Source organism: Streptomyces sp. x-19, from assembly GCF_046549115.1.
GTDB classification, from domain to species: domain Bacteria; phylum Actinomycetota; class Actinomycetes; order Streptomycetales; family Streptomycetaceae; genus Streptomyces; species Streptomyces albulus_C.
The window spans coordinates 122,254-138,463 of the sequence record NZ_JAJPWK010000003.1; the positions used below are offsets into that span (position 1 = coordinate 122,254).

Sequence of the window (16,210 nt, forward strand, 5' to 3'; positions counted from 1 at the left end):
GAAGCACTTCCCTCGCGCATTCGACCACTGCCCCGGGGAGGACGCAGTGAGCACACCGAACGGCAGGGCGCCCGAAGGGCGAACCTCCTGGAAGAAGACCGCGGCGGTGGCGGTGCCCGCCGTCCTCGCCGTGGGCGCACTGGCCACCGCGATGGCCCAGGGCGCACTGGCCGCCTCCTTCGCGGTGTCCGGGACCAATTTCCAGGTCGCGTCGGGCAAGCTGACCAGCGAAGGGCTCGCCTCGTACGTGCACACCGACCGCGACGCCGACGACCGCGGCCACCCCGTCGCCCTCCTGGGCATCGGCAAGGCGAACCTCACCGACATCTGCCAGGCGGCCCGGGTCACGACCCCGGTCGGCACCGTGGTGTTCAAACTGACCGCGGGCGGGCCGGCCGGTGCGGTGCGCGCCGACAACCTCATCATCGACGGGGAGGACCTGGTGGGCGACGCCCGGTTCGGCACCGCCCAGATCGGTCGGGACGCCGGCACGCTCGACTCGGTGCCCGGCGTCAAGGGACCGAGCGGAAAGTTCGGACTCCAGGCCGGCAACATCGAGGTGGCCGGCGTCAAGTCGCACGCCTGGTCCGCCACCGGGGGCAACTTCCGGCTCAAGGGACTCCGGGTGAGCGTCAGCCTGGACGGCACGGCGTGCTTCTGAGGGCGCGCCGGGCGCGGTGGGGTGCCCGGCTGGATCGGACGCTGCCCTGGCCGGAGCGGCGGACGGCGTTCCGGCGGTGGCGCCGGACCCGGCCGTTCTGGGCCGGACTGCTGCTCCTGCTGGGCGGCGCCGAACTGGTACTGGTGCCACTCTCCCCGCTGACCGTCCTGGTCAGCCTGGGACTGGGCGGACTGGCCGCGCTCGGCATCGGACTGGCGCTGATGGTGGCCGGGGTGTTCCTGTGGTGCACGCCGGCCGCGCACCACTACGTGAGCATCAATGCGCTGATCCTGTCGGTGCTCTCGTTCGCCGCGACCAACCTCGGCGGGTTCCTCGTGGGAATGGGACTGGGGATCGCGGGCAGTGCGCTGGGCTTCGGGTGGACGCCGGTACGGGACGGACCGGACGCGCCGGCGCACGCACCCGCCGCCGGGCCGCCGGACGCCGGTCCCGAGGACACCGGCCCGACCGCCACGGGCCCGGCGGACCGGACGTCCGCACGCCGCCGCGGGACCGGCAGCAAGGCCCTGGCCGTCGGTCTGCCGCTCGCCCTGCTCACCGCGGTCGGCGGCCCGACGCAACGGGCCGCCGCGACCGGGCCGCCGGCACCCCCCGTCCCGCCGACCGTGACCACCACGCGGTTCGCCCCCCAGGGCTTCACCCTGGCCGGCGTCACCACCGTCCCCACCGCCGGCGGACCGCTCAAGGTGATGGTGCTGCGCATGAAGGCCGCCTCGCTGACCGACTACCGCCTCACCACCCACGACCGGCAGGGCCCCCAACTCGGCCTGAACGCCGATGCGTTGAACCTCAAGGGCGCGGTGACCCTCTACCTCACCAAGTTCAGCGGCTGCATCGAGGGGATCCTCTGCCTCACCTTCACCCCCGACACCCTCCCCGTGCCGCCCGTCGTCCCGCCCTTCGTCTACATGACGCGGGTGAGCGCCGAGCAGGCACTGGTGACGTCGGACCTGATCGTGGCGGACGGCCTGCGGCTCCGGGCGGGCGCCGGCGCCACGGACCCCACCGGCGGCGGCTGAACCGATCCGTTCCGATGCGGGGTTTACGCCCCTGCCCGGCACGAGCAGCATCGGCGTACGGGGCCGGAACCGCATCAAAGAGGTGACGCGTGCTCAACCCTTGGCTGGCGATGGAAGCGGGCGCCGATCCCGGCGAACGCCTCCGCACGGTGCGCCGGGCGCACGAGGCGTTCCTGGCCGACGGGACGGTGGCACCACCGGTCCGACAGGTGGTCGCCGACTCCTGGCGCCGCTCGGCCCGGGCGTGCGCCGCACCGGACGGCGAGGTCCCCGTCGAACTCGACGAGGCCGCACTGCGCCCCTACCGTGCGGCCCATCCGCTGGCCCGGGCCATGCCGGTCTTCCGGGAACTGCTCGGCACCATCGCCCAGGACGGGGCGCACCTGCTGGCGGTCTGTGATCCGCACGGACGGCTGTTGTGGGTGGAGGGGCACTCCGGGGTGTTGCGCCGCGCCGAACGGATGAACTTCGTGGCCGGTGCGCGGTGGGACGAGCGGCACGCCGGCACCAACGCACCGGGCACCGCGCTGGCCGCCGACCACGCCGTCCAGATCTTCGCCACCGAGCACTACAACCGCCGGGTGCAGCCCTGGACGTGCGCCGCCGCACCGCTGCACGACCTGCGGACCGGGCGACTGCTGGGCGCCGTCGACATCACCGGCGGCGACCACCTGGCCAGTCCGCACAGCCTCGCCCTGGTGCAGGCCACCGCGCGTGCCGCCGAGGCGCACCTCGCCGCGCAGGACCGGAGTTCGGGCACGTTCCTGACCGCGCTCGGCCGCGACGAGGCGCTGCTGGTGCGCGACGGCGAGCGGCTGCGACTGGGCCGCCGGCACAGCGAGATCATGGTGCTCCTCGCCCACCATCCGGCGGGCCTGACCGGCGATCAGCTCGCCGTGCTCCTCTACGGCGAACGGGAGGTGCGTCCGGTCACCCTGCGGGCCGAACTGTGCCGACTGCGCCAACTGGTGGGACCGCTCCTGCACTCCCGCCCCTACCGCCTGGGCGCCCCCGTCGAAACCGATCTGCACGCCACCGAACGGCATGTGACGGCCTATCACCTCACCGCGGCGCTCGACACCTACCGCGGCCCGCTGCTGCCCTGCTCCGAGGCGCCGGGCATCCGCCGGCTGCGCACCGCGCTGGAGGACCGGATGCGCCGGGCCCTGCTCGCCGCCGCCGACCCGGACCAGTTGCGCGCCTGGTCGCTCACACCCTGGGGCGAGCACGACCTGGAGGTCCGAGAGGCGCTGGTGGCCGCCCTGCCGGAGCGTTCCGCGGTCCGCCCCGCCTGCGTCGCGGCGGCCGGACGGCTGCGCTCCGAATACGGTCTGGCGCCCACGCTCCCCGCGGATTCCGAACCCCCGACACCCCGGTGACCCGCTCCGGTCGCCGGCCCCGCGCCGCCACTCCCCCGCGCAACGTCGGCGCAACGTCCGCGGCCCTACCCTCCCCCCACCGCCCGCCGCACGGAGCGTCGGGCCGCGCCGCGCGATCGATTGGGAGGCCGCCCCATGGCACGTTATGCGAACCCCGGTTCCGCAGATGCCGTGATGAGCTATCAGCCCCGCTACGACCACTGGATCGGCGGTGAGTTCGTCGCGCCCGCCCAGGGCCGGTACTTCGAGAACCCGACGCCGGTCAACGGCCAGCCGTTCACCGAGGTCGCCCGCGGCACGGCCGAGGACGTCGAGCGGGCCCTGGACGCGGCGCACGCGGCGGCCCCCGCCTGGGCCCGCACCTCCGCCGCCGAACGGGCCGGCGTGCTCAACAAGATCGCCGACCGGATGGAACAGCACCTGGAGGAACTGGCGGTCGCCGAGAGCTGGGAGAACGGCAAGCCGGTGCGCGAGACGCTGGCCGCCGACATCCCCCTGGCCATCGACCACTTCCGCTACTTCGCAGGCGCGGTCCGTGCCCAGGAGGGCACCCTCTCGGAGATCGACGAGGACACCGTCGCCTACCACTTCCACGAGCCGCTCGGGGTGGTCGGGCAGATCATCCCCTGGAACTTCCCGATCCTGATGGCGACCTGGAAGCTGGCCCCGGCCCTGGCCGCCGGCAACACCGTGGTCCTCAAGCCCGCCGAACAGACCCCCGCCTCGATCCACTTCCTGATGAGCCTGATCGCCGACCTGCTGCCGCCGGGCGTCGTCAACATCGTCAACGGCTTCGGTGTCGAAGCGGGCAAGCCACTGGCGTCCAACCCCCGGGTCGCCAAGATCGCCTTCACCGGCGAGACCACCACCGGCCGGCTGATCATGCAGTACGCCTCCGAGCACCTGCGCCCGGTGACCCTGGAGTTGGGCGGCAAGAGCCCCAACATCTTCTTCGACGACGTCTCGCGCACCGCCGACGACTTCCACGACAAGGCCCTCGAAGGCTTCACCATGTTCGCCCTCAACCAGGGCGAGGTGTGCACCTGCCCGTCCCGTGCGCTGATCCAGCGCGGCCACTACGCGGACTTCCTGACCGCCGGCGTCTCCCGCACCGAGGAGATCGTCCAGGGCCACCCGCTGGACACCGACACCATGGTCGGCGCCCAGGCGTCCAACGACCAACTGGAGAAGATCCTCTCCTACTTCGACATCGGCCAGAAGGAAGGTGCCAAGGTCCTCACCGGCGGCACCCGGGCCGAACTCGGCGGCGAACTGGAGGGCGGCTACTACGTCCGCCCGACCGTCTTCGAGGGCAACAACGACATGCGGATCTTCCAGGAGGAGATCTTCGGCCCGGTCGTCGCCGTCGCCCCGTTCACCGACTTCAACGAGGCGATCGCCCTCGCCAACGACACCCTCTACGGCCTCGGCGCCGGCGTCTGGACCCGCGACGGCTCCACCGCCTACCGCGCGGGCCGCGCCATCCAGGCGGGCCGGGTGTGGACCAACTGCTACCACGCCTACCCCGCCCACGCCGCCTTCGGCGGCTACAAGCAGTCCGGCATCGGCCGCGAAACCCACAAGATGATGCTGGACCACTACCAACAGACGAAGAACCTCCTCGTGAGCTACTCGCCGAAGAAGCTCGGGTTCTTCTAGAGGCCCCAGAAAAGGCGCCTGAACTGGGCTTTTATCCGTCAGGCGCCTTCCACTCGGCCTACTCAGACCAGGGCCCGTTTTGCGTCATAACTTCCAGTTTCTCCCACCGCTATCCCGCTCCTGACCAGCTGTTCCGGACCAGTCACGGACCAAAACCCCAACTCACCCGTCGAGCGCCAGACCCTGGCTGACGCGGCCCCACTCCTTCATCGACTGCTCGATGAGGCAGTTGGCCTGCTCCCGGACCCCGTCCTGGAACTTGGCGTAGTGGCGGAAGAGGACTTCGATGCTCTGGCCCGCGCGGCGAGCGCATCCGGCCGGGTCCACACCGGAGTAGAGCCAGAACGAGATCCCGGCGTGCCGGAGGTCGTAGGGCCGCTTGGCCAGGCCGGAGGCGAGTTCCGTGCGGGTCAGGACGTGTTCCCGTGCCCGCGCCCACGTCTTGCCATACGCGGCGGCGTCCACGTAGTTGCCGGCCTGGTTCCGGAACAGCCGTCCGTCAGGCGCCACGCCGAACCGCTCGATGTGCGCACGGAGGACGCGCACGAACTGCGGCGGAATGGGCACAGGCCGGGTCACCGTAGCCGCGCGACGCTTGAGCGAGTGCACCTCGTGCACCGCGCCGTCGTCCGTCCACTCCTTACCTGCGGCGATGAAGCCACCTGACAGGTTGAGCATCCCCCAACCAGTCTTGGGCAGATGGCACTGTGCGAGGCGGAGGTGAGGCCTGATGGTGGCGAATGCATCGGCAAGGGTACGGCAGGTGTTTCCCGGGGTACGGTCCCACCGCTGGTCGAGGTATTCGTGGGCAAGGTCGCACCACGCCGTCCGCTGCTTGATAGCTCGCAGCTCGGACGCCGGAAGACCCGTGTGCTCATCGAAGGGCTCACCGTCACGCGCCGCCGTCATCAGCTTTGAGTCATTGACGGCAGCAGGTGACAGCGGCCGCCCGATTTGTAGGTTCCGTGTTTCGGTGTCCAACGGCTTCGCCGTGACCTGCGGGGTCGCCCCCACCTGCCCCCGTGTCCGGGGGCAGGTCACGTACTCCTGAACAGCCGGTCCAGATGCACGTCGATCGCGGCGAGCGCGTCCTGGGGCTCGATCACGTCGAGTTCGATCAGGGAGGTGAAGCCGGTGAGGGCGAGGAGCAGGTTGGTCTCGGTCGCCGGGTCACGGCCGGAGTCGATGTGCCCGTCGGCGATCGCCTGGCGGACCAACTGCTCGACGAGGGCCCGCCCTTGGACGAGGCCGCGGCGCGCCTGCTCGTGCACGGCCTCGTCGTGCAGCGCCTCCAGGACGTAGGCGGCGCTCATCCGGCTGGTCGCGCGGGCGTCGGCATGCAGGGGGAGCATTTCCGCGAGCGTCAGTCGCAGCACGTCACGGGGGTGCGGTCGGTCACCGAGCTTTTCGAGCCCCTGGTCGACGCGCACCGAGGTCCGCTCGGACGCGAAGTCCATGGCGAAGGAGAGCATGGCGGTCCGGGAGGCGAAGTAGTGCTGCAGCTGCCCGAGTGACATGCCCGCCTCCTGCGCCACCACGCGCATCGTCAGCTGTGTGACGCCGCGCTGCTCCACCACCCGCCACAGTGCGCGGGCGATCGCTTCGCGGCGTCCGCGGTGATCCACCTGTTTCGGCATCGCCGGCCCCTCCCTCGCACCCCGGGCCTGTTCCAATACGGTTGACATAATACATCTGACCCATAATCCTGAGGTCCACTCGAGGGAAGGAGTCGTCATGTCCGAACAGCCAAAGGTACGGACCACGGAAGGCGTGGTGCAGGGGCGTCGGCGGCAGGGGCACGCGGTGTTCCGCGGCATCCCCTATGCCCAGCCCCCGGTCGGAGCGCTCCGCTTCGCCGCGCCCGCGCCGCCGCACCGCTGGGAGGGGACGAGGCAGGCGGTCGAGTTCGGCCCCGTGGTGCCGCTGTCGCTGCCGATCGACGTGTCCCCGCAGGGCACCGACTGGCTGACGCTCAACGTCGGCACTCCGGATCCCGGCGCGGCGGGACTGCCGGTGCTGGTGTGGATCCCCGTGGGCGGCTACCTCTCGGCAGCGTCGAGCGACCCGATGTTCGACCCGGCAGCGCTGGCCGAGGCGGGAGTCGTCGTGGTGACCGTCAACTGCCGCGTGGGCGCGGAGGGTTTCGCGTTCCTCGACGACGCGCCGCCCAACCGCGGATTCCTCGACCAGATCGCGGCGCTGGAGTGGGTGCAGCGCAACATCGCCGCCTTCGGTGGCGACCCCGGCCGGGTCACCGTGGCCGGGGTGTCCGCCGGGGCGGGCTCGGTCGCCGCCCTGCTGACGATGAAGTCCGCGCGCGGCCTGTTCCGGCGGGCCATCGCCCATTCGGTGCCGGGGCTGCACAGCACCCCCGCGCTGGCACGGCAGGTCACCGCCGCGTTCGCGGACCGGCTCGGCGCGGCGGCCCCCACCGCCGAGGCCCTGCGCGACATCGACCCATGGCACCTCGCCGCCGAGCTCACCTCCTTCAACGCCGGCCTCCACGCGCACCGGGAGAGCTGGGGACGCCTCACGCAGACCGGCACCGCGCTGTGCCCCGTCGTCGACGGCGAGGTCCTCCCGGAAACGCCCTGGCTCGCGCTGACCGGAGCACGTGCGAGCGGGACCGAACTGCTCGTCGGCCACACCCGGGACGAATTCCGGTACTTCAGCGTCATGAGCGGACGGTACGGCACCTTCACCGAGGAGGACGCCCACGCGGCCCTGGAACTGCTCGCCCCGCAGCCGGACGGCGCGCGGGCCTACCGTGCCGCGTTCCCGCAGGCAGGCCCGGAGGAGCTGGTGGAGACGGTGTACTCCGACGCCCTCTTCCGCATGCCGTCACAGAAGCTGGCCGAGGCGAACGCCGCAGCCGGCGGCACCTCGTACCTGTTCGAACTGTGCTGGGCTGCCCCGGCCCTCGGAGGCATCCTGGGCGCCTGCCACAGCCTCGACGTTCCCCTGGCGTTCGGCACGCTGGACAGCCCCGTCGGCACCCAGCTCATCGGCGAGGAGCCCACTCCCGAGGCCGTCGCGCTCTCCCGCGAACTCCAGGAGGCATGGGTCCGCTTCGTCACCACCGGCGACGCGGGCTGGTCCGCCCACCGGCCCGGCGGGCACCTCACCCGCGTCCTGGACACCGAGTCGAAGACTCTGCCCTACCCCGAACGGACATCCCGCCAGATCTGGGAAGGCCACTCCCCCGCCCCCTTCGATCTCTCGTAATTGTCCGGGTCGGCTCCCACGACTGCGGCGCCGCCACTCACCTGCCATCGGGGACAGCGCGAATTGGCGTACAGCCAGGCAACACCCGGCCCGCTTGGCATCAGATCCCACCCGAGGGTGACGGACTACATCAGGAGCCGGGAGAGGGCCCAGGTCACGGATTGCCTGCGCCGTGGGTTCCGTTGAGCCATACGATCATGGAACCGACGCTACCGCCGTGCGGGCCAGCGAATCTCCGGTTCTGGTATCACTTCCCCACGCGGTGACTTGAAGGCGAGCGGCTCTCTTTGAGCGTGGACTTCAGTTTCTCCTCGGTCTCCTTCGGTAACTCACGCAACTGATCACGCTCGGCCTCGGTCTCCCGCAGCCGCGACATGGCCGCCTTGAGCTGGTCCCGCTCCGCGCGCAAGATTCTGAGCTCTGCCGTGGCCAGTTCCAGGTCGGCCGCCAGCGACTCGGCCGAGACGTCCGAGCCCGCCTCTGCCTCCCGTTGTGCAGCACCGCTCTGCTTCTTGATCGCTTCCTCGATGTGTTCGCGCAGTCCCTCGGCGTATACCAGCCAGTTCGAGACCCGCGCTGTGCGAGCGAGTCTGAGGAAGGTGGTCTTCTCTCCCGTCGCGGCCATCTCGTTGAGGGTCTTGAGTACCCGAGCTCGTTTGACTTCGCTGTCACGGGCTCTGGCCTCACGCAGCACTTGACCGGGGGTCCGTTTGGCCGTGGTCCTGTGCGGCGACTTGGCTCGGCCCGCGGCCGAAGAGTTGACATCGATGCGCTTGGGCACGGGCTCCCCGACTCCTTCGCAGCGATCTGGCCGATGCTGTCGTGATGGCGCCCCGACTGCCTGGTGCCGGGTCTCGAAGGCGAGCCTGAGGTGCTCCGGGCTGGCTAGCCGGTCTTCACCCACTCCCAGTGCTGCCGGACGGGGCCGAGGTGCAGCTGGTGGTTGTAGCTGAGCCCGTTCAGGTAGAGGAATCCGCTGTCAGTGGGGTTCGCCAGGGTGATCTCCCCGGCACCGCCGTCCCGTTCCTCGCACCACCGGTAGCGGTCGTTGTTCATCTGGAAATGGCTGACGTTGATCTCGGCCGTATTGACCGGTGTGTGGCCGTAGCCAGTGGAGTTGAGATACCTGTTGCCGTTGAGGAGGTAGTAGCACTGCCGACCGCGTACCGTGCCCGCGGGCAGCCGGATGAACTCCTGGTTGTCGCCGCCGTTCTGGGGATAGAGGATCGCCGGGGTCCCATCGGCAGTCGAGCCTCCCCGGATGTCCACGACTCCGCCCTGCCCTCCGCCGGAAGACTGGATTCGCTGGCGGTCGTTCATCTCGTCGCGGGACACGAGGAACCAGCGCTGCTGCTGGCCGCCGTTGGCCTCAATGGGGTCATGGCCCACCAGCTGTTGCCCCGGTCCGAAGTCCGTGAGGAGCTGGCGTGTCACGTGGTTGACGAAGACCCACGTGCCGTCGGCCCGCTCCACCGGCAGCCACAACTGGTCCTCGCTGAACTCGTTCCATTGCACGATCACACCGTTGCGCTCGCCGGAACGCTGGCCCATGTGCTGCCTGCTGTGGAGGTTGTTGATGTAGTAGAAGCCCCGGTACTGCGGGTGTGGCGCCAGGTTCCAGAGCTGGTTGTCGCCGCCGTTGTAGCCGTAGTCCAGGATCGCCGCTCCACCCTCCCGGGAGCCGCCCTGCACATCCGCCACGTTGCCGGTCTGCGCGTTGAGCAGTGCGAACGAGCCAGTCGGTAGGCTCCTGGACGGCATGCGGTTCGGCGCGCCGCTCCCGTCCGGCACATGGAGCGCGAAGCCCACCGGGAGGTGGTCGGAGTAGGGCATTTGATTCAGCACACCCAGCTGACGGATGCCCATCTGCATGATGCTGGGAACCACGGCGTAGTCGAGTTCCCGCTGGCTCGCGGGCCGCGTGATACCGCCTGCGTCCATCACGTGGACCGCAGGGGCACGCTCATAGTTGCGCAGGCGCGCCTCCAGCTCTCTCGGAAGCTGGTTCCAGTCGCCGCCCACGACCCATGCGTAATCGCGGTATTCAGCAGATGACATGGTCTCGTTGATGGCTCGCAGCAGTGGACCGGCGTCGGAGCCGCCGGGGTTGCCGTTACTGCCGGAGAACGCGTGTGCCGTGAAGTAGAAGGTGCGCCCGATACGCACCCCCAGCGCCGGGCGGGCGGTGGGGATGTTGTTGCGCACCACCAGGACTTCCTGCACGTCATGTCGGGTGGCCACGGCCAGGTTCACCCGTCCCGCTCCCGGGTCGGTCTCCAGCCAGTACAGGTTGTAGCCACTGGCCGCGCGATCGCCCCCCACTCTGAGCTCACGCACCTGGTGCCCGGTGGTCTGCGGTATGTCGCGCACGTGGCGGGCGCTGCCCGGCTCCTGACCCGCTTCCTGCAGCACGGCCACGTCGTAACCTTCGCTGAGGACATTGCCCGGGGTGCGCAGCAGGTTGGCGACGTAGTTGTACTTGCTGTCGTAGGTGTTGTTGTCTGCGGAGCTGCCGGAGCCCTGCATGTTCCAGGTGACCATCCGCTTCTCCTGCCCCCACTGCCTTTCAGCGGTGGTGCCCAGCAGCAGCGACGCCTGTGCCACGGGCCGGGCGTAGACGCCGGAGCCGAGGTAGTCGGCGGTCTCGTGTCCGCCCCAGTCCGCGATGGGCCCTCCGCCCGAGGCGAGGGGTTTGAACGAGGCGGGGTCGTTGGAGTCGGAGCCGAACTGGAAGACCTTGGCTCCGCCGCCGCCGGGTGCCGCGGACGAGTACGGCGTGAAGGGGGTGAACTCTCCGCCCTTGGTGGTCTGCTTGAGCAGGGTGTTGTCGTGGAAGACGTTCTGCGGGCCGGAGGAGCCGGACCACTTGACGGCCTTGGGACCGGCCGCCCACCAGATCGGGTACCAGGTCATCCCCTTGTCCTGCTCGCCGCCCTCACCGCCGCAGTTGGCACTGCAGTTGCCGGGGGCGTGCTCGTAGGGCACGCGGACGGTGTTGCCCTCGAAGAGGTTGCGCCGCTCCCAGCCGCCGTGCAGGTTCAGGTCCGAGTCCATGTCGTTGCGCAGGGCGACGTTGTTGCTGGCCGACCACTGGAACGTGAAGTGCCGCAGGTTGCGGCTGGTGTTGTAGGCGTACAGCGAGTCCCACACGCGGCTGCCGCGCAGATAGCCGTTGCCGCCCTTGCCCTTGTTCCAGGCCCCGTCGAAGGTGTTCCCCTCGATCTGGAGGTTCTTGGCCACCTCGGTGACGATGGGGTGGGACCCGGCCATCTCGGACTTCACCCCGCGGGCCCAGGAGTCGGCGGCCCACTTGAAGACGATGCCGTGCATCGCGTACTCGGGCGCCAGGTTGCCGTAATTGTGCACGGCGTCCTCGGGCTTGAGGCTGTAGCTGCTGCCGCCCAGCTTGGGCAGCCCGGACATGTCCTGGGTGAAGGAGAAGTTCTCCAGGCCCACACCCTGGACCATGTTCAGCGGCGTGACCTTGCTCGGAAACGCCTTGCCGTCGATGGGATCGGAGCCGTCCGACGTGGAGTCCACCGGAAGGTCGTACTCCAGGGGCTTGTCCAGCGTGATGGTCCCGGCCTTCTCGTCCACCTCCTGGACGACGAACACCTGCTGGCGCATGTGCAGGTTCTCCCGCCGCGCGGCGTACTCGTCGCCGCCGACGCCCTGCTGCTCGTAGAACTTCAGGCTGTTGGCCGCGCCGACCCACACATGCCCGCCGACCGTGAACTTGCCGGCCGGGGCCTTGGGGTCGAGGTGCAGGACGCGTTCGCCCTGGCGGGCGGAGTAGCCCGGGTGCGCCGGACTGCTGCGGACCTTCACACCGGAGGCCCAGTGCTGATTGACGGACCCTTCGAAGAGGTCCTTGCGGTTGGCGGGCGCGGACTGCCACTCGTTCTTGTAGCGGTCGGCGACGTCACGGGTCTGTACGCGGAACAGCCCTCGCCCCGGCCAGATCCAGCCGCCCTTGCCGGCGTTCTTGCCCTCGCCGTGTGTCATGGTGTTCTGCTCCCAGCGGCCACCGTCGGCACTGAGAGTGTCGTAGCGGGTATTGGTGTCGGGCCGGAAGACGACACGGGTGCCGCCCTCCCCCGAACCCTGGCCCCGCAGCACCAGGAAGTTCGCGTCGAGGGATATCTGCCGGGTGACGTCAATCCGCCCGGCGGGCAGCGACACCAGCGAGAGCTGCTCGAAGCCCGCCGAGCCGCTGCAGCGGGACTTGATGTCGTCAACGGCGCGCTGCAGTCCGCCGGTGTCGTCCTTGCCGTCGTCGGCCACGACGCCGTAGTCGGAGGCCAGCTTCTCCGCAGAGATCCGGCACTCCGCACGCGAGGTCAGCTGCTGATCCCCCGGCAGCGCCCGGCCGCCTCGGTAGCCCACCTTCGACCAGTCGGGCAGGCCGGCCAGCGGCGCCGTGCGGTTCGCCGAGGAGAGGTCCGGCCGCACCGCTCCCTGACCGCCGGCCTTGGCGTCGGCAGCGACGGCGGGCGCCGTCGCCGGAAGGGACAGCAAGCCGCTGAGGACGAGCGCCGCGGCTGCGGCAGCCCCGGACCGCCGTCCGCACGAGGGAGATGGTCTCTTCCGCGACCGGTCGCGGAAGGAGAAGAGTCTGGGCATACGCCCCCCTGTCACTGCTGGTTGCTACAGAAATCGCTGGTCGGAGCGACATCGTCGGCGCCCCGGAATCCACCCTCACCAACAAAAGTCACGATTCATGCTGACTAGACCCAACAGACACACAAGGAGACCAAGATCACGATATCTGCCCTCGCACACCGGCAAGGCAGGGAAGGCGCGGGACGCGTTGTACCCGACGATCCCCGGTTAGCGAAACCGGGGATCCATCCCAATCCTTAGCGCACCACCCGCCAGCCGCGTCCACAACGTCCCCGGACGGAACACCTAGGGTCCCGCCCGGCGGCAGCTGCGACTTGAAGACACTGGCAACCGAAGCCGGCGTGACCCGCACCGCGTTCTACCCGAAGAAGAACCGTGACGGCACCACCCGCCCCGGCCCCTACCAGCACCTCGCCGAAGAGTTCGAGCGGCGCCTTCGTACTCTGCGGGAGGCCAGAGAGGTCGTCGACCCGCGGATCGCGCAGAACGGCTCAAGACCAAGGTCGCCGAACTCAAGGAACGCCTGACGCAGCGGGACGAGGCCGTTGCCGAGCTCACCACGTTCAAGGAACTCGCCGTCTCGCGCCTGGCCGCACAGCACGACGAGATCGTGCGTCTGCGGGAACAGGCCGCAGCCCTCGGCAACGTCCGCCGCCTGCCCGCCGCCCGCCCCGGAACAGCCCCGTACGGATCGTGCAGCTGAGCCGGACGTCTACCGACGGTTCGAGTACGGCGAGGGAACCCGTCAGCGCGGTCTGCTGTGTTCCCTCGCCGTACGCACCAAAGAGCTCTTACAGCGTGGCCACCGATCGGGTTACGGTCACCCGATAGTCAATCGGCATCCGTCTGACCAACAGGTCGGGCAGGCCCCATGAAGGACCTCACTGATCCGCGTTACTCAGCCGTCCGGGCCGGTCCCCCGTGAGTGGCTGTACCGCCGGTTCGAGCAGTGACAGCGTCCGTTGCTGCGCGTCGAGTGCGACGCGGATACCGACCGGCATCGGCAGATTCGGGCCGGCGTGTCCGAAGTCGACGTGACCCAGGACCGGGATGTCACGGTCTCCGAGGACATCGAGGACGATCTCGGACAGGGTCGGGGAGCCGTCGGGTGAGTCGAGCCCGTCGATCGCCTCCGGAACGCCTACGACCATGCCGGCGATCCGATCAAGAATGCCGCTGTGCCGCAGTACTTGCAGATAGCTCCACACGTACGATGCGTGGCCGCCCAGCTCCTCCCAGAACAGCACCGCGCCGTCGAAGCATTCGAGCGGCAGCGCGAAGGGCGTCGCCTGCGCCAGCGCAATGCGATTGATGACCCCGCCGACCAGCGGACCTTCGGCACGCCCGGCACGCCAGCACTCCCACGACGGACCGGCGGGCAGCACACCGATCGGCTCCGTGCCGGTCAGCAGCGTCGAGTACAGCCTCCCCAGCTCCTTCCGGCGCGCCGCGGACGCTCTCTGCCAGTGCCCGCCGAGACCGGGCGTGGCCACATCGGCATGGAACCCGACCAGACCGGTGCGCGCGTAGAGCACCAGGTGCAGCAGCGAGATGTCGCTGTAGCCGAGGATCGGCTTGGGATCGGCCCTGACCGCGTCGAAGTCGATCAGGTCGAGATACCCGAACACCGTCTGGCCACCGTCGTGCGCGACGATCGCGCGCACCTCGGGATCACGCAGCAGACCGTTGAACTCCTCGGCTATCTCGTCCGGCCGCGCAGCGCTCCACCAACGGTGCCGCCCTGCTTCGAGGAGCGGCGCGAGACGCACACGGAAACCCATCCCCTCGAGCTCGGCCACCGCCTGCTGGAGATCGAGCGCGTATCTGGCATGGAGCGGTCCGGACAGCGCCGCGATAACGACGAGATCTCCGGGTTCCAGGGCGCGAGGCCGCAGCAGTCGAGGCAGTTCGGGAAGGGACACCGCGACAGTATCCCGACGCTCTCAGCAACAAGCTACGCATTTTTCGATCAACTGCCCTCTCCACGGAAGGATCCCTGTGCTCAATGCCGTACGTTCGCCTAGCGTTCCAGCTGACGCACCAACCCCATTTGAGCGTGATCTCAGTCACTCAGCCCATGCAGGAAAAGGAACACGCTGGGCCACCGCAACGCGACACGAGCCGAAGGTCCAGACCCGATGTAAAGCGACACGGCCTGCGAGGGACACAGTCTCTGCCGACACAACGGCCCCGGCGGATGGAGCCACGCGCTGACCGTGCTCGGTGCCCGCGACGTCGGACTGGAGTGGGACGAATGGGCCTGCAAAACCCATGCGGCTTCAGGGCAGTTGACGATCCGCACCGACGTCGCGCGGTATCCGGTCCGGCCCTTCGCGGGGAAGGCCACCGGCCTGATCGCGAGCCCGCCGTGCCAGGCATGGTCCGCAGCCGGCCGACGGCTCGGCCTGGTGGACCAACCCCTCGTCCACCAGACAGTCGCCGACCTCGCCGCCGGCCGCGACACTCGCGCCGAGCTGCTCGCCTCCTGCCGGGACACCCGGTCGCTCCTCGCGGCCGAGCCCACGCGCTACCTCCATGCCCTCCACCAACACGGCGAGCCGGCATGGGTGGTCATGGAAGAAGTCCCCGACGTACTTCCGCTGTGGCGCCAGTACGCGGCGATTCTGCGCGCCCGGGGCTACAGTGCGTGGGCCGGGATCCTGAACGCCGCCGACTACGGCGTGCCCCAGACCCGCAGGCGCGCCATTTTGCTCGCCTCGCGATCCCGCACCGCTGCGCCCCCGCCACCCACGCATGCCCAGCATGGCGAGCCGGAGAGTCTGTTCGGGCCGGGCCGCGCACCGTGGGCGTCCATGGCCCAGGCGCTCGGGTGGGGTGCCACCGACCGCCCGGATGAGTTCGACCTTCTTCGGGTTGGCCTTGAGGTAGACGAGGAGTTTGGTCTGCTGCGGCGGGGTGACGCAGGCGAAGTTGCACAGTCGCGGGTAGGCGACGTACTGCATGCGTTGCACCCGCGTGACACCGTCCCCGACGCCGAGCAGCACTTGGTCGACCGCCTCGGCCAGCTCCGCCAGCGCTCCGCCCGGCTGGCGAACACCCCGCTGCCCGGCCGCGCAACGACGGCTCCGCTCGGCCGTCACCGAGGGCCCGGTGACGGAAGCCACGATCTCCCAGGCCGACGTGGTCGTCGCCGTAGTACCGGTAACGGACCAGGTCAATGCTGCGCCGGTGCTCTCGCACCGCGTGGGCGTCGTAGCGGGTGAAGTCGCCGGCAACGCAGATCAGCCGCGGCGCGCTCCACAGGATCTGGGACGCGACCGTCGCTCCCAGTCGCTCACGGACCAGGGCGCGGAAGGCGTCCCGGTGCGCCAGGAGCCAGGACAGGTAGTACAGACCCTGGTTGATCACGCCGGAGTCAGTGCCCCGCTTGTACTCGACGACGACCGGTGCACCGTTCTCGTCGATGCCCAACGAATCGATGCGCCCACCGTCGCCATCGCAGCCGATGACGTACTCGCTCGCCAGAAACCTCACGCCCAGCATCGCGTCCATGTGCGCCTCGACGAGGCCCTGCACATCCGCCTCAACCTCGGCAAGACGCGACGCAACCTCGACGACGCCCCCATCCGTTGCGTGGAACAGCTTCCCAGGGGGCGTGCGAG

General features: G+C 69.6%; 11 protein-coding genes and 2 pseudogenes. 7 read left to right on the forward strand and 6 right to left on the reverse strand.

Going from position 1 to position 16,210, the window contains the following annotated elements; translation table 11 throughout:
* Positions 1-46 precede the first annotated feature (46 nt).
* The 4 genes from ACLJT4_RS09195 (at position 47) to ACLJT4_RS09210 (ending at position 4,739) form a co-directional block, all read left to right on the forward strand.
* Positions 47-661 carry a DUF6230 family protein gene (locus ACLJT4_RS09195; protein WP_411121812.1) on the forward strand — a complete coding sequence of 205 codons (615 nt, stop codon included), beginning with the start codon at positions 47-49 and terminating at the stop codon, positions 659-661.
* Positions 652-1,701 carry a DUF6114 domain-containing protein gene (locus ACLJT4_RS09200; RefSeq protein WP_411121813.1) on the forward strand — a complete coding sequence of 350 codons (1,050 nt, stop codon included), beginning with the start codon at positions 652-654 and terminating at the stop codon, positions 1,699-1,701. The genes ACLJT4_RS09195 and ACLJT4_RS09200 overlap by 10 nt, the downstream gene beginning before the upstream one ends.
* A gap of 89 nt (positions 1,702-1,790) precedes the next feature.
* Positions 1,791-3,080 (forward strand): GAF domain-containing protein, encoded by a 1,290-nt coding sequence (locus ACLJT4_RS09205; RefSeq protein ID WP_411121814.1) that lies wholly within the window; start codon positions 1,791-1,793, stop codon positions 3,078-3,080.
* 135 nt (positions 3,081-3,215) lie between these two features.
* The gene (locus ACLJT4_RS09210) at positions 3,216-4,739 is read left to right on the forward strand and encodes an aldehyde dehydrogenase family protein (RefSeq protein ID WP_411121815.1); all 1,524 of its coding nucleotides are present in this window, start codon (positions 3,216-3,218) and stop codon (positions 4,737-4,739) included.
* A gap of 162 nt (positions 4,740-4,901) precedes the next feature.
* Here the strand turns inward: ACLJT4_RS09210 and ACLJT4_RS09215 are convergent, their stop codons facing one another.
* Positions 4,902-5,417, reverse strand: a complete 516-nt coding sequence (locus ACLJT4_RS09215; protein ID WP_411121816.1) for a hypothetical protein — start codon at positions 5,415-5,417, stop codon at positions 4,902-4,904.
* 359 nt (positions 5,418-5,776) lie between these two features.
* Entirely contained in the window at positions 5,777-6,376 is a 600-nt protein-coding gene (locus tag ACLJT4_RS09220) for a TetR/AcrR family transcriptional regulator (RefSeq protein WP_411121817.1), read from the reverse strand.
* 97 nt (positions 6,377-6,473) lie between these two features.
* Between ACLJT4_RS09220 and ACLJT4_RS09225 the strand changes: the two genes are divergently transcribed.
* Positions 6,474-7,964: a carboxylesterase/lipase family protein gene (locus ACLJT4_RS09225; RefSeq protein WP_411121818.1), complete on the forward strand. Its 1,491-nt coding sequence runs from the start codon at positions 6,474-6,476 to the stop codon at positions 7,962-7,964.
* A gap of 247 nt (positions 7,965-8,211) precedes the next feature.
* On the opposite strand, the gene ACLJT4_RS09230 is transcribed toward ACLJT4_RS09225, so the two are convergent.
* Entirely contained in the window at positions 8,212-8,745 is a 534-nt protein-coding gene (locus tag ACLJT4_RS09230; protein WP_411121819.1) for a DUF6262 family protein, read from the reverse strand.
* Between the two features lie 104 nt (positions 8,746-8,849).
* On the reverse strand, positions 8,850-12,482 hold the full coding sequence (locus ACLJT4_RS09235; RefSeq protein ID WP_411121820.1) for an RICIN domain-containing protein: 3,633 nt from the start codon (positions 12,480-12,482) through the stop codon (positions 8,850-8,852).
* Between the two features lie 446 nt (positions 12,483-12,928).
* Between ACLJT4_RS09235 and ACLJT4_RS09240 the strand changes: the two genes are divergently transcribed.
* Positions 12,929-13,114 carry a hypothetical protein gene (locus tag ACLJT4_RS09240; RefSeq protein WP_411121821.1) on the forward strand — a complete coding sequence of 62 codons (186 nt, stop codon included), beginning with the start codon at positions 12,929-12,931 and terminating at the stop codon, positions 13,112-13,114.
* Between the two features lie 354 nt (positions 13,115-13,468).
* Here the strand turns inward: ACLJT4_RS09240 and ACLJT4_RS09245 are convergent, their stop codons facing one another.
* Complete coding sequence (locus ACLJT4_RS09245) at positions 13,469-14,509, reverse strand: LD-carboxypeptidase (RefSeq protein WP_411121822.1); 1,041 nt, start codon at positions 14,507-14,509, stop codon at positions 13,469-13,471.
* Positions 14,510-14,827: 318 nt separating this feature from the next.
* On the opposite strand from ACLJT4_RS09245, the pseudogene ACLJT4_RS09250 reads away from it, so the two are divergent.
* Positions 14,828-15,439: pseudogene (locus ACLJT4_RS09250) on the forward strand (DNA cytosine methyltransferase); the annotation flags it as partial.
* Here the strand turns inward: ACLJT4_RS09250 and ACLJT4_RS09255 are convergent.
* Positions 15,440-16,100, reverse strand: a pseudogene (locus tag ACLJT4_RS09255) (transporter); the annotation flags it as partial.
* Positions 16,101-16,210: the final 110 nt, after the last annotated feature.